The organism is Ruegeria sp. CE6 (assembly GCF_056537485.1).
The window spans coordinates 187220-208371 of sequence record NZ_JBQFRR010000005.1 but is presented as its reverse complement, the minus strand read 5'-3'; the positions used below and the strand labels follow the sequence as shown (position 1 = coordinate 208371).

The window sequence follows — 21152 nt, the reverse complement described above, 5'->3', positions numbered from 1 at the left end:
CTCAGCGCCACCGCCCAATCAAAAACCTCAGATGCCCCCAGTCTCTCCCGAGCGTCTCCGCAGCTTCCACCGCGTCCCAGCACCTCAGCAGCGCCGGTGAAGGGCGTTCTAAGTATATCGCCCAAAAGCCGCAAGTGGAAAAATCAAAAAAACGCAAAAAAACGCAAAAGCAGAATTTTATATTGCTAAAACAAATGGTTACGAATAGCATCCAGCCATTCAACCCGGAAGTCGCGGACACAGACCATCGCAAATCAGCGCCATGGATATGTTATTCACACTGTTACCCACAGACTCGCCTGCGAGTCAGGCTGAATCGGCTTGCCTAAACCGGATCAGGAATGATGTGACCGGCAGGCGCATGACCAGAAGGCCCAGAATAATAGCCAGGTAGACCAATGGCTCGATCTGAAACCCCTTCGCCAGCATCACATAATGAAGCGCGCCCAGAATTGCTGCCGGGTAGACCAGACGATGCAATTTGCGCCAACGAGGCCCCAAACGGCGAACCGCCCAGTTGTTGGACGTGATTGCAAGCGGCAGTAACAGTACAAAGGCAGCCATGCCCACCGTGATATAGGGCCGCTTGATAATGTCCGCCCAGATTTGGCTGGGAATCTGAACATCCAGAACCAGCCAGATCAACAGGTGCAATGCGACATAGGAAAATGTCAGTACACCTATCGCGCGGCGGAACTTCATCAGATTTAGGCCAGCGAAGCGACGCAAGGGCGAAATCGCGAGACCCAAAATCAGAAGCTGCAGCGCCAGTTCGCCAAACTCGTGCTCGAGCGCCTCGATCGGCTCGACCCCGAGACCACCGGTCATGCCCTGATAAAACAACCAGGGCACAGGCAGTGCGCCCAGCAGATAAACAGCCCAATTGGGAAGCCGTCGCAAGAGGTCGTTGAGCCGCCGCATCATCTCAGTAGTTCTTCGCCAGATCCATGCCTTCGTAAAGGCTGGCGACCTCATCTTCATATCCGTTGAACATCAGCGTCGGGATTCGCTTGGCAAACAGACCTCCGCCAATTTGACGTTCCGAAGCCTGCGACCAGCGGGGGTGATCCACATTGGGGTTCACATTGCTGTAGAACCCATATTCCCTAGGACCTGCCATGTTCCAACTTGTCGGAGGCTGGGTATCCGTCAAGGTAATCCGCACGATCGATTTGATCGATTTGAAGCCGTATTTCCACGGTACCACCAATCGCAAAGGCGCGCCGTTCTGGTTCGGGATGTCCCTGCCGTAGATCCCAGTAGCCATAATGGTCAGCGGATGCATCGCCTCATCCAAACGCAGCCCTTCGCGATATGGCCAGTCTAGTATCGGATACGCCACACCCGGCATCTCATCGGGACGATAGGCGGTCTCAAACGCCACGTATTTCGCGCCGTCCTGAACGCCAGCCATGCCGAGTAGATCTGCCAGTTCAAACCCGTTCCAAGGTATCACCATCGACCAGGCCTCAACACAGCGGAACCGATAGATTCGCTCCTCAACAGTCATTTCAGACATGATGTCTTTGAAATCATATTCACCAGGGCGGTCGACCAGACCGTCGATGGTTACACTCCAGGGCTCGGTTACCAGTGTGTGTGCATATTTCGCCGGATCATCCTTGCGTGTCCCGAACTCATAATAATTGTTGTAGGAAGTAATCTCTTCCCAGGTATTCGGTTCAAGCGCCTCGGCCGCCGCTGGCCGCGCCAGGCTCGCCAGCCCGACACCCGCCAAACCGGCCATGACCTGTCGCCGGTTCAGAAACGCCGCCCTTGGGGTGACGTCCGCATGCGTCAGTTTGTTGGTCCAGCGATGCGCCATTTGGTTCTCCGTTATCCATTAACCTCGTAACTGAGGTAAGGTCTGATAGCACAGAGCCAAGGAAACAGGCGTCACGATTGAGCGAACAGATTGTAACGAAAATTAGGTACGCTTGGGCGCGAGGATAACGGTCACCCGATGTTCAAGCCGACAACACGGTTTATTTCGCACCCAAGATTGACCGCCTGATAGGTCGGAAAAGGCAGCCGGGCCGAAATTTCGATATCGCGCCGAACCCAATCCTGCGCCTCTAACTGCTTGAGCGAGGACGACAATGCGCGATCAGTGATCACCCGAAGATCCGACCTGAGCCCTGAAAAGCGCCGCGGTTGGCGGGTCAACGCCAGAATAGGGACCGTCCAGCTACGACGCAGTAGCTTCAATTCGGTATCATGCGGCACCAAGGCCACGATTTCTGCCGCTACAGCCGCCGCCTGAACCCCGGCTTTGGTCAAACGGAATTCAGGGCGCAAAGGATGGCCGTGGCCCGGGTTCCGTTCAAGCAAGCCAAGGCTGACCAGATGCTCAAGACTTGCCGCAAATGACGTCCGGCTTGCCCCGGTCGCGGCGTGCAATGGGGCCTGCCTGCCCGGAACCCCCTGGTGCAGCTGCGCAAGAATGTTCAGCGACCAGGCCCGAGAGGTAAGCTTGACAAGTAATTTAATGTCCATAAAGTATAGTTACATTATTTTAGGACAAAAGGAAAGTTCCATGGCCCTCGTTTCCTTAGAAAACACCATCACTCTTGCCATTTCGGTCAAAGATCGCCACGCCAGTGCGCGCTGGTATAATGACAAGCTCGGGTTTGAGTTGATCCATCATATTGATGAGGCGGGTTGGAGCGAGATGCTCACCAAAACCGAAGGCGTGACCCTTGGTTTGGGCGAGCAGTCAGAACCAGCGCCCGGAAACTCCGTTCCGGTCTTTGGTGTTGCTGATATCGCAAGCGCACGCGATGCTTTGGAAGGGGCTGGAGTTCGGTTTGACGGCGAAACCGAGACGATTGAGGGGATGGTCAGCACTGCCACATTTTACGACCCGGACGGCAACGCAATGATGCTGGCGCAGGATCTGACCGGGCAGGTCTAAACGCTCTTAGTCGCAATACAAGCCACCAAAAAAAGACCCGCCTGGATGGCGGGTCTCTTCATTACCTGAGATTTAATGCACGACTGCATCATCCGGGCGCGGACGCTCGGACGTTCCCAGCCGATCGCCGATGATCAAACCATCGGTTCCGGCGGTCACCGGAACGGTCTCACCATCCTTTATCTCACCGGCCAGCAGTGCTTCGGCCAACGGGTTCTGCAGGGCGCGTTGGATCACGCGTTTCAATGGGCGGGCACCGAAGACCGGATCATAGCCTTCATTGGCCAGCCATTCCTTCGCGCCATCGTCCAGTGCCAGCTGGATCTTGCGGGCAGCCAGACGTTTCTGCAGACGTGCCATCTGGATATCGACGATGCCATCCATATCGGCCCGTTTGAGCCGGTCAAAGATGATGGTTTCGTCCAGACGGTTCAGGAATTCAGGCCGGAAATGAGCCCGGACCGCGTCCATGACATCCCGCCGCGCTTGCGCACTGTCAGCCCCTTCGGGCAACTGGCTGAGTGCCTGAGACCCAAGGTTCGACGTCAGGATGATCAGCGTCTGCTTGAAGTCGACGGTACGACCCTGACCATCGGTCAGGACGCCATCGTCCAGGACCTGCAGCAGCACGTTGAACACATCCGGGTGTGCCTTTTCGACCTCGTCAAACAGCACGACCTGATAGGGTCTGCGCCGCACGGCTTCGGTCAGCACACCACCTTCGTCATAGCCGACATAGCCCGGAGGGGCACCGATCAGACGGGCGACCGCGTGTTTCTCCATGAACTCGGACATGTCGATGCGCACCATCGCGTTGTCGTCGTCGAACAGGAAGTTCGCCACGGCCTTGGTCAGCTCGGTCTTGCCCACGCCGGTCGGGCCGAGGAACAGGAACGAGCCCAATGGGCGGTTCTCGTCATTCAGACCGGCACGCGCACGGCGCACGGCGTTGGCAACAGCAGTGACCGCCGCATCCTGACCGATCACGCGGGAATGCAGATCGTCTTCCATCCGCAGCAGTTTCTCGCGCTCGCCTTCCAGCATTTTCGAGGTCGGGATACCGGTCCAGCGTTCGACCACCGACGCAATCTGTTCTGGGCGCACCGTTTCCTCGGCCATCATGGCGTTGCTTTCGGCGTTTTCGGCCTCGGTCAGCTTTTTCTCAAGCTCGGGGATGACGCCATAGGACAGCTCACCCGCTTTAGCGAGGTTGCCTTCGCGCTTGGCGATCTCCAGATCAGCGCGCGCCTTGTCGAGCTGTTCTTTCAGATCGCGCGCTCCGGCAAGCTTGTCACGTTCGGCCTGCCACTGGGCGGTCATCTCGGCGGATTTCTCCTGCAGATCGGCAAGGTCCTTTTGCAAGGTTTCTAGACGATCTTTTGATGCCGCATCATCCTCAAGCTTCAGCGCCTCTTCCTCGATCTGCATCTGCAGGATCTGACGATCCAGTTGATCGAGTTCCTCGGGCTTGGAATCCACCTCCATCCGCAAACGCGAAGCCGCTTCATCGACAAGGTCGATGGCTTTGTCAGGCAGGAAGCGGTCGGTGATGTAGCGATGCGACAGGGTCGCCGCCGACACGAGCGCCGAGTCCGAGATGCGCACACCGTGGTGCAGCTCGTACTTTTCCTTGATACCGCGCAGGATGCTGATCGTGTCCTCAACTGTCGGCTCAGTGACCATCACCGGCTGGAACCGGCGGGCGAGGGCTGCGTCTTTCTCGACGTATTTGCGGTACTCATCCAGCGTCGTCGCGCCGATACAATGCAACTCACCCCGGGCAAGCGCAGGCTTGATCAGGTTGGCGGCATCCATCGCACCGTCGGATTTACCTGCACCTACCAGCGTGTGCATCTCGTCGATGAACAGTATGATCTCACCGGCGGCTTCGGTCACTTCGGTCAGAACAGCCTTCAGTCGTTCTTCGAACTCACCGCGATATTTAGCACCGGCGATCAGCGCACCCATGTCGAGCGCGAGAAGCTTCTTGTCCTTCAATGATTCCGGCACATCACCATTGACGATGCGCAGGGCCATGCCCTCGGCAATCGCGGTCTTACCGACGCCGGGTTCACCAATCAGTACCGGATTGTTCTTGGTGCGGCGCGACAGAACCTGCATCGAACGGCGGATTTCCTCATCCCGCCCGATGATCGGGTCGATCTTGCCTTCGGCTGCAGCCTCGGTCAGGTCGCGCGCATATTTTTTAAGCGCGTCGTAGCCTTCTTCCGCCGATGCGGTGTCAGCAGTGCGGCCCTTGCGGATATCGTTGATCGCTTCGTTCAGTTTCTGGGCCGATACAGCACCGGCCTCCAAAGCCTCTTTGGCTTTGGATTTCACCATACACAGCGCCATCAGAACGCGTTCAACCGGCACAAAGCTGTCGCCCGCCTTGGTGGCGAGCTTCTCTGCCTCGTCCAAAACCTTGGCGGTCTGGCCGTCCATATAGATCTGGCTCGCGTCGCCGCTGACCTTCGGGATTTTGCCCATGGCCGCGTCCAACGCCTCAACCACGCGGTTCGGTGCGCCGCCAGCGCGTGTGATCAGGTTGCTGGCCAGCCCCTGATCGTCGTCCATCAATGCTTTCAAGATATGTGTGGGCTCCAGCCTTTGGTGCCCCTCGCGCAGCGCAATGGTCTGCGCGGCTTGCACGAAACCCCGTGCCCGCTCGGTGAACTTGTTCAAGTCCATAGCATTCTCCTTTTCTTAAGCGCCCCGTATTGATGCGCCCGCTTGGCGGCACGCGTCGGTCTGGGCCTCACATTCAATTTGGGAAATGTCTTTTCCCATTCAAGGGGCTAGAGCATATAAATCGGCGTCATCCGCGCGGAATCGAGTAGACGGAATAACCGCCAGTTTCTCCCATCAATTCAGCGTTATACATTTCGACCAAAGACTGCTCGGCACTGCTGCCTGTGGGGCATGAAACCAGATCTGCTGTATGATCGAGGAAGTTGCCGGTATAGGCTGTTTCCCCGGTCAATTGACACCAGTCGTCTTCCGATCGGTACCCACGCACTAACAGAAGATTGTCATTGGTTGGAGCCGGCGCGACACCGGTTTCGGGCGGATCGCTTTGAGGCGCGTCTTCGCATGCGGCCAACATCAGTGCCGCGCCAAGTACAATTACCTTTTTCATCGTTTCTATCCCTGTTCTGAACGTCGGCACTTTAGCACATTGCGCAAAATAGTGAGTGAACTGCGTCACCTCGGGCTTCACACATGGACAGATCGCCCTGAACCCGTTAGGACGCAAACGTTTGCCAAAAAGGAGCGCCCCATGTCCGATGACCGCCTTATCGTAGCCCTCGACGTCCCAAACGCCCTGCAGGGTCTAGCCATGGCCGAGCGGCTGGGCGACTCGGTTTCGTTCTATAAGATCGGGCTGGGTATGTTGACTGGCGGCGGTCTGGCATTGGCCAACGAGTTGAAACAGGATCACGGAAAGCGCATTTTCTTGGACATGAAGCTGTTCGATATCGGCAACACTGTAGAAAATGCAGTGCGTGGGTTGGCTCAGTTCGATCTGGACTTCTTGACGGTGCATGGTGATCCGCATGTCGTACGCGCCGCAAAGGAGGGCGCTGCAGGCAAGGACATGAAAATTCTGGCGGTAACAGTCCTGACATCACTGAACAGGGACGATCTGGATGCAAGCCTTCTGAAAGCGGGTGACGTACAGGACCTCGTTGTAGAACGCGCGGCCAAGGCTTTCGAGGCCGGAGCTGATGGCGTCATCGCCAGTCCTCAGGAAGCCGCGCTAATCCGCGCCCTGCCCCAATCCGAAGGTCGTTTGATTGTAACCCCTGGGGTACGCCCTGCTGGTGCAGCTTTGGGCGACCAAAAGCGGGTCGCAACCCCGGCCAGTGCAATCGGCGATGGGGCCGATCATATCGTCGTGGGCCGCCCGATTTATCAGGCGGATGACCCCAAAGCCGCCGCACAAGCAGTTTTGAGCGAGTTAAATTCATTGACTCACCATTAGGCGAAAAGCCAAAAATTGCGGAAGGAACGGTGCTCAAGCAATTGACGTTAGGTCAATTTTTCGCGCCGCCGCGCCAAATCGTCCCTGTGCCCGAAAACACACATGAAAAACATGAGTTTTATGGCGTTCGGCTTGTGGCTATCGAAAAACGCCATTTTCGGCGATTCTACACACAAGACACTCCCCAACGGGCCATCTCTTCCTGAGGCTCGTTACCTCCCCCCGCAGGCGCGGGGGGTTTTCTTTCGAAGTCCCGTTCAAAGCTGCGCCGTTTCCGACAAATAATCCCGAAGGCGATCTGCAAAATTTGGAATGGCCAACGGATTCGACAGATAATCCCGCGGACAAATCAGCCTCCACCCCTGCCCTTCGTCTCCAAAACGGATCAGGCCAACATCTTCCGGCGGGCGCAGGGCGACGTAGAACCAGCTTTGACCATATTGCCGTGACCAGACAAGATCGGTTGCGCACAGGCGCAGTCCAACCTCTTCATCTGTTTCACGCAACGCGCATTCGATCGGTGTTTCGCCTGGCTCTTTCCCGCCGCCTGGAAAATCGAGATGCCCTGGAAACGGAATATCTGATCGATCATCTCTTAGAATGACCAGCAGCTTGTGCCCCAGAAACAACGCTATTTTTGCCCGGGCGAAGTCCATCGGTCCTCTTTTTATCCTAATCCATTCGCGATACTTATTAACCTATCGAATGTCTTGATCAATCCGCCGCTGGCCGGAAAGAAACTACATCATGCCCGCCATCTGTCGCGACTGCCTGAAGGAAATTAAGCAAGGGCCGCGCTGCCCAACTTGCAGCAGCCCGAGGGTCAAATCGCACCCAGAGCTGTTTGACCTGACGATCGCGCATATGGATTGCGATGCTTTTTATGCTTCGGTCGAAAAGCGCGACAATCCCGAACTTGCCGACAAGCCTGTGATCATTGGCGGCGGCAAGCGCGGGGTGGTATCAACTGCATGTTACGTGGCCCGCGTTCGCGGGGTACGTTCAGCCATGCCAATGTTCAAGGCGCTTCAACTATGCCCCGAAGCGGTGGTGATCAAACCGCGTATGTCGCTCTATGCCAGCGTCTCGCGCGAGATACGCACCATGATGGACGAGTTGACACCTGATGTTGAACCACTGTCGCTGGATGAGGCGTTCATGGACCTATCCGGCACCGAGCGGCTGCATGGTGCACCGCCAGCGGTCATGCTTGCGCGTCTGGTCAAGAGGATGAAAGATGAGCTGGGCCTGACGGGATCGATTGGCTTGAGCCATAACAAGTTTCTGGCCAAGGTGGCCTCGGATCTCGACAAGCCTCGGGGTTTTTCAGTGATCGGCAAGGCCGAGACGGCTGATTTCCTGCATGACCGGCCGGTGCGATTAATCTGGGGAATTGGTCCGGCGGCGCAGGAATCTCTGGATCGCGCAGGGATTCGCACATTTGCTGATCTTCTGCGCTGGGATCAGGAGGCGCTGACCGCGCGGTTCGGATCAATGGGCTACCGTCTGTGGCATCTGGCGCGAGGGCAGGACAAACGGCGCGTATCGGCCCATGAGCCGATGAAGTCGATCAGTAATGAGACCACTTTTTTCGAGGATACCGCCAGTCTTGAAATTCTGGAAGGGCATCTGTGGCGTATGTCTGAAAAGGTAGCCGACCGGGCCAAAGCCAAGGGATTGGCTGGGCGAGTGGTGACGCTGAAGCTGAAACAGGCCAACCACAAGATCATCACCCGGCGGATATCACTACGCGATGCGACTCAGATAGCGGATCGGATTTATCGCACCGCTCGTGGGCTATTTGATCAGGTTGGCGATCAGGGTCCCTATCGCCTTTTGGGATGCGGCCTGTCTGACCTGTGTTCAGAGGATCAGGCCGATATCTCGGGCGACCTTCTGGATCCCGGTGCAGAACGCCGATCACAGGCCGAACGTGCGACGGACGAAATCCGGCGCCGTTTCGGCAGTGATGCAATCGTAAAAGGTCGTGCGCTGCGCTAGGTCTATTCGGCGGCAAGTGACATTGGATCGGACCCGATACTGGTGATCTGCGCGGTGACCTTACGCAACACATCACGCAACGCCTCAAAGTTGCCGTTCGGCTGGATCGTTTCCTCGTTCATATAAAGTGACCGATCGATCTCGATTTGAACCGCATGCTGATGGCGGGCAGGTCGACCATAGGTCTGGGTGACGTAGGCCCCAGCAAAAGGCGTGTTGCGCGCCACATTCAGACCCGCGTCGGCAAAAGCGGCCTCGATCTGATCAACGATCACACCGGAAGCGGCCGCACCGAACCGATCGCCCAAAACGATTTCCGGTCGGGCCCGGCGCGAGCCGCCGGCCAGCGCCACCGCCTCGTGCGGCATCGAGTGGCAATCGATCAGAATGGCCTGCCCAAACATCTGATGCGATTCCGCCAGCAGAGATTTCAGACGAGTATGGTATGGACGCCAATAGGTATCGATCCGCAGGCGCGCCTCATCCATAGTCAGCTTGCCGCTGTAGATCGCCCTGCCGTTGGCGACCACGCGGGGAATCACCCCGAGGCCCGAGGTAACCCGCGGATTATGTCCGTGACGACGCGCACCCTGTATCAAAGCGGGGTCCAATTCATCCGAATTGCGATTCAGGTCCAGATAGGCGCGCGGCATGGCCGCGGCGAGCAGCGGTGCACCGAATTCAGCGACTGAGGAAAAAAGCTGATCGACATACGCATCCTCAGACGACCGAATCATATTGCGGTTCAAAACAGACCGCTTCAACAAAGACTCGGGATAGGTCCGACCGCTATGGGGCGAGGCAAATACCACGCAGGACGTACGCGTTGCGGGCATATCCAGAATATAGGCTGCATTGGTGGCGGCGTCGGGCATGGGCTCTCCGTTGTTCGCACTCAACATAGACCGTAAAATAGTTCTGCCAAACCCCTTGATCCCCCCAACGACTCCTTTTATAGACCCCGCTACCGGCGCGGGGTTCCGCGCCCCATTTCGTTATGGGGCAGGTCACGCAACGGTTTCATGGGCGGTTAGCTCAGCGGTAGAGCACTTCGTTGACATCGAAGGGGTCACAAGTTCGATCCTTGTACCGCCCACCATGAATTCATTGCTCTGGTCTTTCCGGGGCACCCGATTAACCCAGGCGCTGGCCACGTCTTTGATGAAGGCGCCGCAGATTGGAGACAGACCCATGAAGGTCAAGAACTCGCTCCGCTCGCTCAAGAACCGGCACCGTGATTGCCGGGTTGTGCGTCGCAAAGGCCGCGTCTACGTGATCAACAAGACGCAGCGCAAGTTCAAAGCTCGCCAGGGCTAAGGGCTGCACGAACCTAATTAAAAAAAACCGCGCTTTCGAGCGCGGTTTTTTTATGCCCTGCTTCTAGCGCCCTTTCGTGTCGGCGGAAGTGCCGGAAATCGCTCCGAAAGTCCGGTTCTGAGATTTAGTATTGTTATGAGACGGTCTCGTGCTACGCTTTCCCTGTTTTTAGAAGGGAGGTCGGGTTGGCCAACGATGATCTGGATACGCTATTAGGAACAACCCTGACCGAGATGGTGGCCGATATAGGCCGAAGCGTGGCCCAAGCCGCCGAACAGCTTAGTCTGGATCAGTTGAACGCGCTGAAGAACTATCCTCAGGAACTGCGCGAGATGGGCATTCCGCCAGTCTTTTACCACATGCAGGATGTCGATGTAGAATTGAAGGTCGTCATGGAGATGACCAGTACCACAGAAGAAGGCAAACGCGGGATCATTGGCGCGTTTCTGTGTGGGCCAAAACTGACGCAGACAGATACGCTCGATGCAAGCAGCGCGTCGACCATGCGGATGCGGTTCGCGCCGGGACCGGTGGATGAAGGTGGTTCTGGTGGAGGGGTCGATGGCGACTAAAAAGGACAAGACCCCCAAAAAACAACCTATAGATGTGCGCATCACCGAACTGCCCGAGGCCTTCACCACACTGCTTCAGTCATTGGAAAACCGCCTGACCGCGCTGGAGGCGCGCGAGGTCGTGTTGCTGGAGACGATCCAGGACCTGCAAGACCAGATCGACGATCTGGAAGAAGGAGGCGGTGGCATGCTGATGGGCTCGGGTTCTCCGGTGGTGAACCCAATGGCCGGAGGCCAGAGCGGAATGGAGGTTGAAGACAAAGATACGCAGATCGTGGATGCGCAGGTTTTTTCGCAGGCCCTGGGCGAACAGATCCTTGCAGGATCCGACGGCAGCGACGAATTCACCATCGACAATGTCCAGGTCGAAGCCTTTGTTGGGCTTGGTCGGGATGGCGACAAAGCCCAGTTCGCTACAAACGCGAAGAAACAGGCGGTCAGCCAGAACGCAGCGAAGGTCTCGTTCTCGGTCAAAAGACGGTCCGCAACGAAGATTATTGATAGAGACTGAATTCACAAAGGAGATTGGAAATGAGTATCGGGCAGGAATTGCTAAACGTCCCTTTCGCGGAAATGGTTCAGAAACTGGCGATTTCCGTGGCAGAGTCGCAAACTGAATTGGATAGACATTCGACTGATATCGCCAAATACATGGCGGATCAGAAGATCCAGCTTCCCGACCTATCCAACCCCGATGGTCCCCCAAAGGAATTCAGCCTCGTGTCGATGGGTTTCCTGCCCGCGTTCTATGCGGTGCAAGAAGCCGAGATCGAGGTAAAGATGGCGATCTCGATGACCAAACAGACCGAGAAATCAGGCAGCGCATCGGTCAAAGGTGGCTGGGGACCCGTGGCGGCGCAGGTCAACGCAAGTTATTCCTCGCGCTATGCCTATAATCAGGAAGGCGCAAGCAGGCTATCAATCAAACTGGCCCCAGCCGATCCGCCGGTCATGCTGCAGAAATACATGGAAGCGGTAACACAGGCTATGCTGACCAAAGAACCGGTGCTCAGCGACGATCCGGACCCCGAGCCGGCACCGTCACCCACTCCACCGCAACCCGAAAGAAAACAAAGTAGGCGGCGTCAATCCTGAAGGGGCCGTCCGGCAAGGTAAGTTCAGCGACGTTTTGACCAACTAATTTTGTCGGATTTCCTTGCATCCCACCGAGAATCGTTTAATTGACCAAATCAGTCGGGTTAATTCCCGTCACGATTTTCAATGTTGGGACAAATGATGCTGAAATCCTCTACCTGCTTTGCCGCCACCCTGACGGCCCTGATCGCCACCTCTGCCGCAGCCGAGGGCGAGCTGAACCTGTATTCCTCGCGCCACTACGACACCGACGAACGCCTGTATTCCGACTTCGAAGAGGCCACCGGCATCACCATCAACCGCATCGAAGGCAAGGCCGACGAACTGATCGCACGGATGAAAGCAGAAGGCGCGAATTCGCCCGCTGATGTCCTGCTGACGGTCGACAGCTCGCGCCTGGCCCGCGCCAAGAGCGAAGGCATCCTGCAGCCGGTCGAGAGCGCAATCTTAGAGGAACGTATTCCGGCAAACCTTCAGGACGAAGACAATCAGTGGTACGGCTTTTCTCAGCGCGCACGGATCATCTTCTTTGACAAGGCTGATGTCGCCAACCCACCCGCAACCTATCTGGATCTGGCAAAACCGGAGTATAAAGGGCAGATCTGCATTCGCTCGTCCGGCAATATCTATAACCAGACACTATTGTCATCGATCATTGCAAATCACGGCGCGGAAGAAGCCAGGAAATGGGCTGAAGGTGTCGCCGCCAACATGGCACGCGAACCTCAGGGCGGTGACACAGACCAGCTGCGCGGCATCGTGTCAGGCGAGTGCGAGATTGCGGTTGCCAACACATACTATATGGCCCGCGCTATGCGCAAAGACGTCAAAGGTCTAAGCGCGGATATCGAGATGATTGGCGTGCAGTTCCCGGCACAGGACGCCGAAGGTGCACATATGAACCTGTCGGGTGCGGGTGTTGCAGCAAACGCGCCGAACAAAGAAAACGCGATTAAGTTCCTTGAGTATCTCGCAAGCGATCAGGCGCAGGTCTACTTCTCGAACGGAAACGATGAATACCCCGCTGTCGAAGGCGTCGCGCTGGCTGAGAACGTGGCCGCTCTGGGGGAATTCAAAGCGGATGAGGTGAACCTCTCAGAGGCCGCCAAAAACATCCCCGAGGCACAGAAAATCTATAACGAAGTTGGCTGGAAGTAATCCAGTCCGATACCCGAGCAGCAAAAGGGCGCAGATTTCTGCGCCCTTTTTCTATTGTGTTTGAAGTAAAGCAAGGCAATAATCCCATATTCGTAACTGATTCCCATATGTGAGCCATGCTCGACACACTATCAAACCGCCTCGCTAAGCGTCTGAACGAGCTGCGCCAGGGTCATGGCTGGTCGCTTGAGCAGCTGGCAGACCAAAGTGGGATCAGCCGGGCGACACTGTCGCGAATGGAAAACGGTGATGTCAGCCCTACCGCTGAAACGCTTGGCCGTTTATGCGCGGCATACGGCCTGCCCATGTCACGCCTGCTGATGATGGTCGAAGACAGTTTCGATCCCAAAGTACCTTTCGAGAAGCAGCCTGAATGGCATGACCCCGAAAGCGGGTTTACACGCCGTTCGGTTTCACCACCGGCGACTGGCCTCAGTGGGGAAGTAATGGAAGGTCATTTGCCCCCAGGTACTGTCATCACCTACGATACTCCGCCCAAGCCGGGACAGGAGCACCACCTGATCCTACTTGATGGAGGGCTAACGTTGACAGTGGACGGGATTGCCCATGCGCTCAGCGGCGGCGACTGCCTTCGCTATCACCTGTCGGGGCCAACGCAGTTCGAAACCGGACCCAAACGCGGTGCGCGCTATCTGTTGGTGCTGATATGATTACGCGATTGCCACAGGAATATTTCGACGAAGCGCTTGAGGATCTGACCGATATCCTGCACCGCTGTGTCCATACCGGTGCCAGTATCGGGTTCATCCTTCCTTTTTCGCGGGACGATGCCCGCGCCTATTGGCGGGACAGGGTGCAGCCCGAACTCCGCGCGGAGACACTCGATCTGTTTGTCGCATATGGTGACGGACGCATTCTGGGCACGGTGCAACTGATCCCCGCCGCAATGCCAAACCAGCCGCATCGCGCGGATGTGGCAAAACTGCTGGTTCATCCGCAGGCTCGCCGTCGCGGTTTGGGTCGGTCGCTGATGGACGCACTGCATGAGCGTGCTCGGGAATTGAAACGCACGATGCTGGTGCTGGACACCCGTAGCAGCGATCCTTCTCGCTTGCTGTATCAGTCGATGGGTTTTCAGATTGCCGGAGAAATTCCGAACTATTGCCGAAACCCGTTTGAGGATCGGCTGGAGCCGACCACTTACATGTTCAAGGACGTCACCTAGCTGCCCGTCGCGCGCACATTCGCGACAGAGCATTCGGCGATCCCCGAAGGTCCCGACATAGGTCGGCACCAAAGACCTACAGCCGCGCGTTATCGACAGCAAAGGACGCTCGTTGACTAAAGAATTTGATACCGCAAGCGCATCGGGATCCTACTAGAACCGAAGGAACTCCAGAACTGTCCCGGCTGGTAACACCTCAGTTTCCGCCGGAATGATCGCCAACCCATTGGCTTGCGCCAGAAGGGCAACGCGCCCGCTGTAAGACTCGGCCATCAGGCGCAATCGCGGTGCGCCATTCGGTGTACATCCGTCGATGCTTACCGGGCGGTACTCACGCCGCCCCGCGCGGCGTTGAAGAGGTTCTGCCAAAACCGCCTGCTCGGGGGTGCGTTCGTTCCGATGCAGACCGGCACGGCGTTCCATCATCCGCGCACCAATGATCTGCCACGTCACAAAGGCCGAAACCGGATTTCCCGGCAGGCCCACATAAAGCGCATCACCCCGACAACCGAACATGATCGGCTTGCCGGGTTTCATCGCCACTTTCATCACCTCGGTTTCGCCACCGATTTCACTGAACAGGCGCGGCATGTGGTCTTCGTCCCCGACCGAAACACCGCCCGTGGTGATGATCAGGTCCGAGCTATTACAGGCCTCCCTCAAGACCTGCTTCAGCAGCACCGGATCATCTTCGACCGGGCCTCGGTCGGCTAGTTCGATCCAGGGTTTATCCAGCAAAGCCAACAGCATGTAGCGGTTCGAGTTGTAGATCTGTCCGGGGCCAAGCGCTTCACCCGGCTGGCGCAGCTCGCTGCCGGTCGAAAAGATCGTGACCTTGAGCTTGCGAAAAACCTTCACCTCGCCATAACCAGCCGAGGCCAACGCGGCAGCCTCGCGCGCGGAAATTTCACACCCGCGCCGCAGGATCGGGGCACCAGCTTTCAAATCCTCGCCCGCGCGACGGATATGCTGACCGGATTTTGGACGGCGGTTGAACCGGATGCGATCGGACTGAAACTCACAGTCTTCCTGCATTAATACCGCATCGAACTCGGACGGCACCGGCGCTCCTGTGAATATACGCAAGGCACTGCCATCTGGCGCATCGTGTGCGCCGCTATCGCCGGCGGCTATGCGCCCGCCAACTAGCAGTTCGAACACAGGCCCCTCGCCCAGATCGGCGCTGCGAACGGCATAGCCGTCCATGGCCGAATTATCGAAGGCGGGCATGTCTACATTGCTAGAGCAATCCTCGGCCAATATCCGGCCAATGGCCTGCACCAGCGGCAGTGTTTCGATATCCGTGATGGGGTTGGCCACGGACAAACCGCGCCTCAGGGCGTCATCTACGGTCAGGTACATATGAGCATGGTGGTCGCAGGCACATCCATCAGCCATTTTGGGCCTCCATATACGCAAAGAGCTCTTCGAAACCGACCCGCTCGGCCTCTCCAAGTTTAGGTAGATAGGCCTTGGCTTCTTCGAGATTCGAGCTTGGATCACCAACTACCAGCAGCATGACCATTCCGTGACGCCCATGAACGCGGCAACGGATGCCGTAGACTCCCTCTTTCTCGAAAGTCAGATCCAGTTCGGGTTTGCCCCGAATCTCGAAGACGCGCGCGCCCACGGGTATCATTCGAGGAATGGCAGTGACCGTGTGCCGCCCGGTCGAGCCTTTGAAACGCACAGTCGCCCCAGCGGGAACCTGCAGGAATTTGGGTTCGAACCGAAATGCATGCGCCGGAGTGTCGGCGTTCAGGTCGATGACCTGATGAACTACGGCAACCTCGGGGATCTCCTCGGCCAGTGCGACACTACCAAAAGCCATTGCCCCCGTTAGAATCGCCGCGCCTAGTTTCAGCGAAATCGCCATCTATCCCTCCGGTTTCAGACCGCCCGGTAGGGGTCTCCCAACAGGTCGGCCAAAGCGCTGATCAACACCGGCCACTGGGCGCGGTGGTTCTCGTCGCGCAATCCGGCCAACAATTCGCGCCCAATGGACACCAAGGCAGGGGTGCTGTCATTGATATAGGTCACGATCCGTTGCTCAGGATTAGCCAGAAGGAAGGGTACGATGGCCGCACCTGCCTGATCCGGGGCCGTTTCAGACAAAAGCCGCATCGCCGCCTGCCGTACCGGGGCCGAGACATCGTCCAGCAAGCTGCGCGCCACATCGGCCGTCCCGTCCCAGCGGGTCAGAATCTGCATGGCGTCGATACGAAAGGCAGTATCTCCGGTTTTCAGCATAGCCCGCAATTTGCCCCGCAGCGCATCCTGCGGTGGCAGGTCAGCCTGTTGCAGCAGGTTCAGCGCTTGCAGAGACAGATTGGCATCGGTATGCGAAAGCCCCTGTGTGATCAGCTCGATCAAATGCGACTGGTTCAGTTCGGACCCGTTGCGCGCGACCGACAAGCCCAGTGCCGCCAGCGCCTGCGCGGCGATCTCGGTCTCGGGGTCCTGCGCGATCTGGGCCAGCATGATCTGCATACCTGTGACGTCGCCCAGCAGGCGGATGGCCGAAATGCGGGTCTCACGCTCCAAGGCTTCGGCATTGTCATCCAACGCCACGCGGCGGCGTTTGGGATGGCGGGTGGCCTTGACCAACAATGCCTGCTCGCGTGGCGTCAGGGGGTGCAGGTCATCATCCTCGGCCTCTTTCTTCATCTCTGCCGCGATAGCGTCATGGCCAAGGATCGCGCCGAGGCTGGAGGTAGGGCCGTTTTCACCACCGTCGGATACATCCAGCCCTGCCTCTTCCAGCGCGGCGATGTCGGTTTGCGGGGCCTCTTCCTCGTGCGCGTCTTCGACCACGCTCATCGGGGCGAGCGCGAAGGACAGCAGCAATTCGCGGCCCTGCTGCTGGTTCACATGCGGGCGGTCGGTGTCAGTAACAATCATCGCCAGCGAGGCCACGGCCTTCAGCCGCACCGACCGGAAGGGCGCGCGGCAGGCGCGTTGCAGCCATTCTGCCGCCTCGCGCAGGGGCGAGGTCGCCAGCGCGTCGACGATGGCCCATTGGATACGCTCGGCCTTGAGGTCGTCCGCCTCGACCGAGAACAGCGCGTTCAGCCGATCTGCCACCAGTTGCGGGGCCAACGCCGCCAGCAGGCCCAGCGCCTGCGCCGAGACCTCAGGCTGTTGTCCGGTTGCGAGGAAATCCAGCACCTGCCAGCGCAGGTCGTCTTGATCAACGATAGGCTGGCTGCGGTCCAGCCGGTCGATCAGCGCCAGTTGCACCTTGGCGCCGGGGTCGCGCATCATGCGGTCCAGCAGTTCGGGTTCGGAAAGGCCGGACTGGTTCAGCGCTGCGTTGCGGATATCCTCGACCGCATCTGTCAGGGCCTGTTCGACCAGCGCCGGGTCGTTCGGCATCAGCGCCTCATATGCGATCAGACGCACGGCCCCGTCCTTGTCGGTGGTGGCTTTGCGCAAGATGGCTTCGGCCTCGGCTCCACCGATCCCGGCCAGCGTGCGCAGAGCGCGGTGACGCAGACGGCGGTTCGAGGATTGGGCGAACACACCCAAGGTCGGCACGGACGGCGTACCGATCTGGCCCAGCGCTTCGCAGGCCACATCCCCCAGTTCCTGCCCGTCTTCGTCCATCAGGGCCATGACAATGGGTTCAATCGCAGCCGCATCGCCCATGCGACCTAACGCTTTGATCGCCGCGATCTGAGTATCCAGCCAGTCGTCCCATTCATCCTGATGCAGCTCGTCCTCGTCCCACGTGATATCCTGGCCGCGTCCAGTGACGAGGGTGCGCAGGTACGGCGTGGCGTCCTTGGCGTTCAGCTGTGCTAAGGCGGTGACGCAGGCCAGTTTCACCTCACCGCAGGGATCGTGGATCAGGTTTTCCAGCAGTTGCGGCGCGGCCTCCGTTACGCCCAGCGCGCCCAGCGCTTGGGCTGCGTCTTGACGAACGTCTTCGTCATCATCCAGCAACGCCTCGACCAAGGCCTGGCTGTTGCTGGCTCCAATGGCGGTCAGGGCCTGAATGGCGCGCAGGCGGATCACGTCATAATCAGATTTTGCGTAGTCGGAGAACAGGCTGGTGGCCTCGTCACGCAGGTCGGTATCGGAATGCATGTTCATATCAGGTCTGCCATGTTTTGCGTTGGGACGGGTTGGGTAAAGTGGAAGACAGGTTTCCCAACCGAAGCCTGCCTTCCAGGTGGTCCCTTCTGCAGTGGGACCGGACCCGAGGGGCGGCATGGCGTCCGCCCCCCGGAAAAGCGTCAGGCGATATCACGCGGCGCAAAGGACATCGTGCGGAACGAGGTCTTGTAGGGGCTCGGCCCCAGTTTGCGGACCTTGGCGACGCCCATCTTGTAGTTGTAGTTGCCGCTGATCCAGTCAACGATCCGGCCCTCAAGCGCGTTTGCAGGCTGCTGCATGTGCAGGAAGTCCATGTAAACGACGCTTTTCTTTATGGCGGGCGTAACCATTGCCACGGCGGTGATCGCCGCTTTGGTCAGTTCGATATGCCCGTTCTCCATCAGTTTCGAGAACTGGAAGTCGTCGCCTTCCACACCGAGCAAAGTGTGCTTGTTGCCCGGAACGCGTTCCGAGTAAACCATCACGTAATCACCGCTTTCGATGCCGCGTTCGGCCGCATCGTCGGGGTGAATCTCGACCCAGTTCTCCGGCCAGCGTTGCACGATATACGGGCGGCGGCGGTCGTCGAAACCGGACTGCCAGCGTTCATTGATCCGACCGGATGTGGCCCACAATTCGCCTTCGTCCTTGTTGGGTTTCAGCCATTCCCAGTAATCCGAGAACAGGCCCCACGGCGATTTCTGGATGTTGCACTTGCCGGTTTGGCTGTTGAAGTGCGTCAGCTTCTTGTTGAATACATCCGCACCAGCCGCACCGGTATCAGGCAGCGTGCGGGTTGTGTCATGCAGACGCTTGGTTTCAATCAGCGTGACACCGTCGGCATCCAGCATGACCGGGCATTGCACACCATCGGTGCCGAATTCTCGGACCTTCTGGTGCAGACCTTTGCCCTCTTTCTTTGCCAGACGGTAGACCGCGTGGAAGTCCTTGCGCGACCCGCGCGTAAAGCGCACGGCCTCTTCGGCAACCTCGTTCGAGTTCTGCCAGTCGAACCCGTCAAAGCCCATCCGCTGTGCCAGTTGTGCAATGATCCACCAGTCGGGCTTGGCCGCACCGGGCGCATCATAGAACTTCTGGTACAGGCGTAGGCGGCGTTCGCCGTTGGCGCGCAGAAAGTCCTCTTCGCCCCAGGTCGCTGCGGGGAACACGATGTCGGCATAGCGGTTGCCGATCGGATCTTGCAGGTAGATGTCCTGATTGATCACCACCATGCCGCCGCTGTCGGCGCGGGCCTTCAGCGTGTCGATCATTTCTTGCTTGTCGAAAGACGCAATCTGATGCGGGTTGCGGACGGTCAGTTCCTCGAACTTGTCAGCTAACTGTTGCGAACCACACATCGCCTGAATCCATGTGGTGCCGATCACATGGGCCATACGGGTATGACCTGCGATCAGATACCGGTCCGTATCCATGGCGCGGCGACGGCGACCCGGCAGTTTCTCGGGCGACTTGTTGCGCGGGTATTTCCCGCCCTTCACGCCGCCCCGCTGGTGACCACCGGCCCGGCCAATCACCTGACCCGGACGACCGCCACAGCCACAGATGATGCCCAGAGCCGAGATCGCCTGCGTGTTGCCGGTGTTGTTCGACCAGTAGAACCCTTTCTCGATCATGACCGAGGTCTTGGGCCGGGTGCCATCCGCCTTGGGTTTGGCAAGCCATTCGGCGGCAGTATAGATTTTCTGCACGTCGATTTCGGCCATAGCAGCAGCGGTTTCAGGCGCGAATTCGTCCTGCGACAGCAACCACTCTTTCCAGTCTTCAAAGCCTTTGGTCTGGAACTTGCCCCAGGTCGTACGCCACTGCCATGGCGTGTTCCGGGTGCCCTGACCGAAGCCGGACGAGCTTTCCCACTTGTTGTTGACCCATTTCTTGATCCAGTCGCTGTCTTCCCAGCCATTTTCCACGATGACGCGGGCGATGGCGTTGACGACCAGAAGGTCGGTGCCGGGCAGAACGTCGATATGCAGGCCACCCATCTTTTCAGCATGGGCCACACCGGCAGACCGGCGCGGAATCAGATAGATCTCTTTCTGACCGTTCTGCATCCCCTTCATCATCCACTGGGTATAGAGGATGGTCTTGGTCTCATACGGGTCGGTGCCGCAGACCAGAAGGGTCTCCGCATCCCGCCAATCCTCATAAGACGGACCGAAATTGTCGAAACCCGCATCCCGGAAACCGGGGGTCGAGGTCACGTCGGACGGCGTGTCGTGGAAGGTGAAGTTGGCGGTGTTGATATGGCGCAGCGCGTATTTCGAGATCGCATAGGTGTTCTCTATATACTGGTAGCTGAAGGTTTTTACGCCATAGGCATTGGTGCCGTGTTTGGCGATCACGTGGTTGCCCACCTCAGCCGCCACATCCAGCGCCAGATCCCACGGAACCGGCATCAGCGTGCCATAGATCCGCATCAGCGGTGTCTTCAGACGGTCACGTGTCGGTGTCTGCGGGTTATAGCATTTCTGCGCGATACACCCGCCGCGCAAGGAGCTGTCGCCGTCGGTGTTGACGTATTGCGTGTCCTTGTCGGGAATGATCACCACGTGGTGCGGCTGGCCCTTGTGCAGAACGATATTGTGCTGGTTCGGCGCGACCCAGGCACCCAGCGGTGCAACGGGGAAATCCTCGCCAAATGCGTTTTCGTCCGCCGTGGGGCCACCGGGTTTGGCCGTCACGGGCCAGCGGTAGACTTTGTAACCACAGGCCACGATGCAGTAGTCGCAGGCGGTCGAGATGACCTCGGCCCCTTTGGGCGGCAGCGGAACGTTGGTTTCGGGTACGTAATACGGGGTTGCCATGATT

At 58.1% G+C, this 21152-nt stretch carries 21 protein-coding genes and 1 tRNA gene; 11 read left to right on the top strand and 11 right to left on the bottom strand.

The genetic code is table 11. The features are described 5' to 3' along the window. Positions 1 to 306: 306 nt before the first annotated feature. The 3 genes from msrQ to ACR0DK_RS19185 form a co-directional block, all read right to left on the bottom strand. Entirely contained in the window at positions 307 to 921 is a 615-nt protein-coding gene (gene msrQ, locus ACR0DK_RS19195) for a protein-methionine-sulfoxide reductase heme-binding subunit MsrQ (RefSeq protein WP_480737662.1), read from the bottom strand. 4 nt (positions 922 to 925) lie between these two features. Beyond that, positions 926 to 1825 carry a protein-methionine-sulfoxide reductase catalytic subunit MsrP gene (gene msrP, locus ACR0DK_RS19190; protein WP_480737654.1) on the bottom strand — a complete coding sequence of 300 codons (900 nt, stop codon included), beginning with the start codon at positions 1823 to 1825 and terminating at the stop codon, positions 926 to 928. 131 nt (positions 1826 to 1956) lie between these two features. After that, positions 1957 to 2496, bottom strand: a complete 540-nt coding sequence (locus tag ACR0DK_RS19185) for a winged helix-turn-helix transcriptional regulator (protein ID WP_480737652.1) — start codon at positions 2494 to 2496, stop codon at positions 1957 to 1959. A 40-nt stretch (positions 2497 to 2536) separates the two neighbouring features. On the opposite strand from ACR0DK_RS19185, the gene ACR0DK_RS19180 reads away from it, so the two are divergent. Next, positions 2537 to 2914, top strand: a complete 378-nt coding sequence (locus tag ACR0DK_RS19180) for a VOC family protein (RefSeq protein ID WP_480737650.1) — start codon at positions 2537 to 2539, stop codon at positions 2912 to 2914. Between the two features lie 72 nt (positions 2915 to 2986). Here ACR0DK_RS19180 and clpB read toward each other — a convergent pair whose 3' ends face one another. Together clpB and ACR0DK_RS19170 are read right to left on the bottom strand one after the other, a co-directional pair. After that, on the bottom strand, positions 2987 to 5605 hold the full coding sequence (clpB, locus tag ACR0DK_RS19175; protein ID WP_480737648.1) for an ATP-dependent chaperone ClpB: 2619 nt from the start codon (positions 5603 to 5605) through the stop codon (positions 2987 to 2989). 127 nt (positions 5606 to 5732) lie between these two features. After that, positions 5733 to 6053, bottom strand: coding sequence for a hypothetical protein (locus ACR0DK_RS19170; RefSeq protein ID WP_170398514.1), 321 nt, complete (start codon positions 6051 to 6053; stop codon positions 5733 to 5735). A gap of 141 nt (positions 6054 to 6194) precedes the next feature. On the opposite strand from ACR0DK_RS19170, the gene pyrF reads away from it, so the two are divergent. Continuing rightward, positions 6195 to 6899, top strand: a complete 705-nt coding sequence (gene pyrF / locus ACR0DK_RS19165) for an orotidine-5'-phosphate decarboxylase (protein ID WP_170514647.1) — start codon at positions 6195 to 6197, stop codon at positions 6897 to 6899. A gap of 257 nt (positions 6900 to 7156) precedes the next feature. On the opposite strand, the gene ACR0DK_RS19160 is transcribed toward pyrF, so the two are convergent. Further along, positions 7157 to 7555, bottom strand: coding sequence for an NUDIX domain-containing protein (locus tag ACR0DK_RS19160; RefSeq protein ID WP_480737645.1), 399 nt, complete (start codon positions 7553 to 7555; stop codon positions 7157 to 7159). 91 nt (positions 7556 to 7646) lie between these two features. Between ACR0DK_RS19160 and ACR0DK_RS19155 the strand changes: the two genes are divergently transcribed. Next, a complete protein-coding gene (locus ACR0DK_RS19155; protein ID WP_480737643.1) occupies positions 7647 to 8900 on the top strand; it encodes a DNA polymerase IV in 1254 nt (417 codons plus the stop codon). A 2-nt stretch (positions 8901 to 8902) separates the two neighbouring features. Here the strand turns inward: ACR0DK_RS19155 and ACR0DK_RS19150 are convergent, their stop codons facing one another. Continuing rightward, a complete protein-coding gene (locus ACR0DK_RS19150; protein ID WP_170398506.1) occupies positions 8903 to 9775 on the bottom strand; it encodes an N-formylglutamate amidohydrolase in 873 nt (290 codons plus the stop codon). 149 nt (positions 9776 to 9924) lie between these two features. On the opposite strand from ACR0DK_RS19150, the gene ACR0DK_RS19145 reads away from it, so the two are divergent. From ACR0DK_RS19145 to ACR0DK_RS19110, 8 genes are all read left to right on the top strand, one after another. Further along, positions 9925 to 9999 (top strand) — tRNA-Val (locus ACR0DK_RS19145). 92 nt (positions 10000 to 10091) lie between these two features. Next, positions 10092 to 10217 (top strand): type B 50S ribosomal protein L36, encoded by a 126-nt coding sequence (ykgO, locus tag ACR0DK_RS19140; RefSeq protein ID WP_005648635.1) that lies wholly within the window; start codon positions 10092 to 10094, stop codon positions 10215 to 10217. 185 nt (positions 10218 to 10402) lie between these two features. Further along, positions 10403 to 10789, top strand: a complete 387-nt coding sequence (locus ACR0DK_RS19135; RefSeq protein ID WP_170398504.1) for a hypothetical protein — start codon at positions 10403 to 10405, stop codon at positions 10787 to 10789. Further along, a complete protein-coding gene (locus ACR0DK_RS19130) occupies positions 10779 to 11300 on the top strand; it encodes a hypothetical protein (RefSeq protein ID WP_170636915.1) in 522 nt (173 codons plus the stop codon). The genes ACR0DK_RS19135 and ACR0DK_RS19130 overlap by 11 nt, the downstream gene beginning before the upstream one ends. Before the next feature lie 20 nt (positions 11301 to 11320). Next, positions 11321 to 11884: a hypothetical protein gene (locus ACR0DK_RS19125; RefSeq protein ID WP_480737640.1), complete on the top strand. Its 564-nt coding sequence runs from the start codon at positions 11321 to 11323 to the stop codon at positions 11882 to 11884. 141 nt (positions 11885 to 12025) lie between these two features. Continuing rightward, positions 12026 to 13042 carry a Fe(3+) ABC transporter substrate-binding protein gene (locus tag ACR0DK_RS19120; protein ID WP_170398498.1) on the top strand — a complete coding sequence of 339 codons (1017 nt, stop codon included), beginning with the start codon at positions 12026 to 12028 and terminating at the stop codon, positions 13040 to 13042. A 116-nt stretch (positions 13043 to 13158) separates the two neighbouring features. Continuing rightward, positions 13159 to 13713 carry a helix-turn-helix domain-containing protein gene (locus ACR0DK_RS19115; RefSeq protein WP_170513838.1) on the top strand — a complete coding sequence of 185 codons (555 nt, stop codon included), beginning with the start codon at positions 13159 to 13161 and terminating at the stop codon, positions 13711 to 13713. Continuing rightward, positions 13710 to 14228 carry an N-acetyltransferase family protein gene (locus ACR0DK_RS19110; protein ID WP_480737635.1) on the top strand — a complete coding sequence of 173 codons (519 nt, stop codon included), beginning with the start codon at positions 13710 to 13712 and terminating at the stop codon, positions 14226 to 14228. Before ACR0DK_RS19115 ends, ACR0DK_RS19110 begins: the two co-directional genes overlap by 4 nt. Positions 14229 to 14381: 153 nt before the next feature. Here the strand turns inward: ACR0DK_RS19110 and ACR0DK_RS19105 are convergent, their stop codons facing one another. The 4 genes from ACR0DK_RS19105 to ACR0DK_RS19090 all read right to left on the bottom strand — a co-directional run bounded on the left by ACR0DK_RS19105 (position 14382) and on the right by ACR0DK_RS19090 (position 21148). Then, on the bottom strand, positions 14382 to 15626 hold the full coding sequence (locus ACR0DK_RS19105; protein ID WP_480737633.1) for a molybdopterin molybdotransferase MoeA: 1245 nt from the start codon (positions 15624 to 15626) through the stop codon (positions 14382 to 14384). Further along, the gene (locus ACR0DK_RS19100) at positions 15619 to 16104 is read right to left on the bottom strand and encodes a plastocyanin/azurin family copper-binding protein (protein ID WP_170408233.1); all 486 of its coding nucleotides are present in this window, start codon (positions 16102 to 16104) and stop codon (positions 15619 to 15621) included. The genes ACR0DK_RS19105 and ACR0DK_RS19100 overlap by 8 nt, the downstream gene beginning before the upstream one ends. A 14-nt stretch (positions 16105 to 16118) precedes the next feature. Further along, on the bottom strand, positions 16119 to 18323 hold the full coding sequence (locus ACR0DK_RS19095) for a HEAT repeat domain-containing protein (RefSeq protein WP_480737630.1): 2205 nt from the start codon (positions 18321 to 18323) through the stop codon (positions 16119 to 16121). Between the two features lie 143 nt (positions 18324 to 18466). Further along, a complete protein-coding gene (locus tag ACR0DK_RS19090; protein ID WP_170595222.1) occupies positions 18467 to 21148 on the bottom strand; it encodes an arsenate reductase (azurin) large subunit in 2682 nt (893 codons plus the stop codon). Positions 21149 to 21152 lie beyond the last annotated feature (4 nt).

Bases quoted from the DNA above. Each gene is read 5' to 3' on its own strand.
- ACR0DK_RS19125 (WP_480737640.1), top strand. From the start codon at position 11,321: ATGAGTATCGGGCAGGAATTGCTAAACGTCCCTTTCGCGGAAATGGTT.
- ACR0DK_RS19120 (WP_170398498.1), top strand. From the start codon at position 12,026: ATGCTGAAATCCTCTACCTGCTTTGCCGCCACCCTGACGGCCCTGATC.
- msrP (WP_480737654.1), bottom strand. From the start codon at position 1,825: ATGGCGCATCGCTGGACCAACAAACTGACGCATGCGGACGTCACCCCA.
- ACR0DK_RS19185 (WP_480737652.1), bottom strand. From the start codon at position 2,496: ATGGACATTAAATTACTTGTCAAGCTTACCTCTCGGGCCTGGTCGCTG.
- ACR0DK_RS19110 (WP_480737635.1), top strand. From the start codon at position 13,710: ATGATTACGCGATTGCCACAGGAATATTTCGACGAAGCGCTTGAGGAT.
- ACR0DK_RS19095 (WP_480737630.1), bottom strand. From the start codon at position 18,323: ATGAACATGCATTCCGATACCGACCTGCGTGACGAGGCCACCAGCCTG.
- pyrF (WP_170514647.1), top strand. From the start codon at position 6,195: ATGTCCGATGACCGCCTTATCGTAGCCCTCGACGTCCCAAACGCCCTG.
- ACR0DK_RS19160 (WP_480737645.1), bottom strand. From the start codon at position 7,555: ATGGACTTCGCCCGGGCAAAAATAGCGTTGTTTCTGGGGCACAAGCTG.
- ACR0DK_RS19090 (WP_170595222.1), bottom strand. From the start codon at position 21,148: ATGGCAACCCCGTATTACGTACCCGAAACCAACGTTCCGCTGCCGCCC.
- ACR0DK_RS19155 (WP_480737643.1), top strand. From the start codon at position 7,647: ATGCCCGCCATCTGTCGCGACTGCCTGAAGGAAATTAAGCAAGGGCCG.
- ACR0DK_RS19130 (WP_170636915.1), top strand. From the start codon at position 10,779: ATGGCGACTAAAAAGGACAAGACCCCCAAAAAACAACCTATAGATGTG.
- ACR0DK_RS19100 (WP_170408233.1), bottom strand. From the start codon at position 16,104: ATGGCGATTTCGCTGAAACTAGGCGCGGCGATTCTAACGGGGGCAATG.
- ykgO (WP_005648635.1), top strand. From the start codon at position 10,092: ATGAAGGTCAAGAACTCGCTCCGCTCGCTCAAGAACCGGCACCGTGAT.
- ACR0DK_RS19170 (WP_170398514.1), bottom strand. From the start codon at position 6,053: ATGAAAAAGGTAATTGTACTTGGCGCGGCACTGATGTTGGCCGCATGC.
- clpB (WP_480737648.1), bottom strand. From the start codon at position 5,605: ATGGACTTGAACAAGTTCACCGAGCGGGCACGGGGTTTCGTGCAAGCC.
- ACR0DK_RS19115 (WP_170513838.1), top strand. From the start codon at position 13,159: ATGCTCGACACACTATCAAACCGCCTCGCTAAGCGTCTGAACGAGCTG.
- ACR0DK_RS19180 (WP_480737650.1), top strand. From the start codon at position 2,537: ATGGCCCTCGTTTCCTTAGAAAACACCATCACTCTTGCCATTTCGGTC.
- ACR0DK_RS19105 (WP_480737633.1), bottom strand. From the start codon at position 15,626: ATGGCTGATGGATGTGCCTGCGACCACCATGCTCATATGTACCTGACC.
- msrQ (WP_480737662.1), bottom strand. From the start codon at position 921: ATGCGGCGGCTCAACGACCTCTTGCGACGGCTTCCCAATTGGGCTGTT.
- ACR0DK_RS19150 (WP_170398506.1), bottom strand. From the start codon at position 9,775: ATGCCCGACGCCGCCACCAATGCAGCCTATATTCTGGATATGCCCGCA.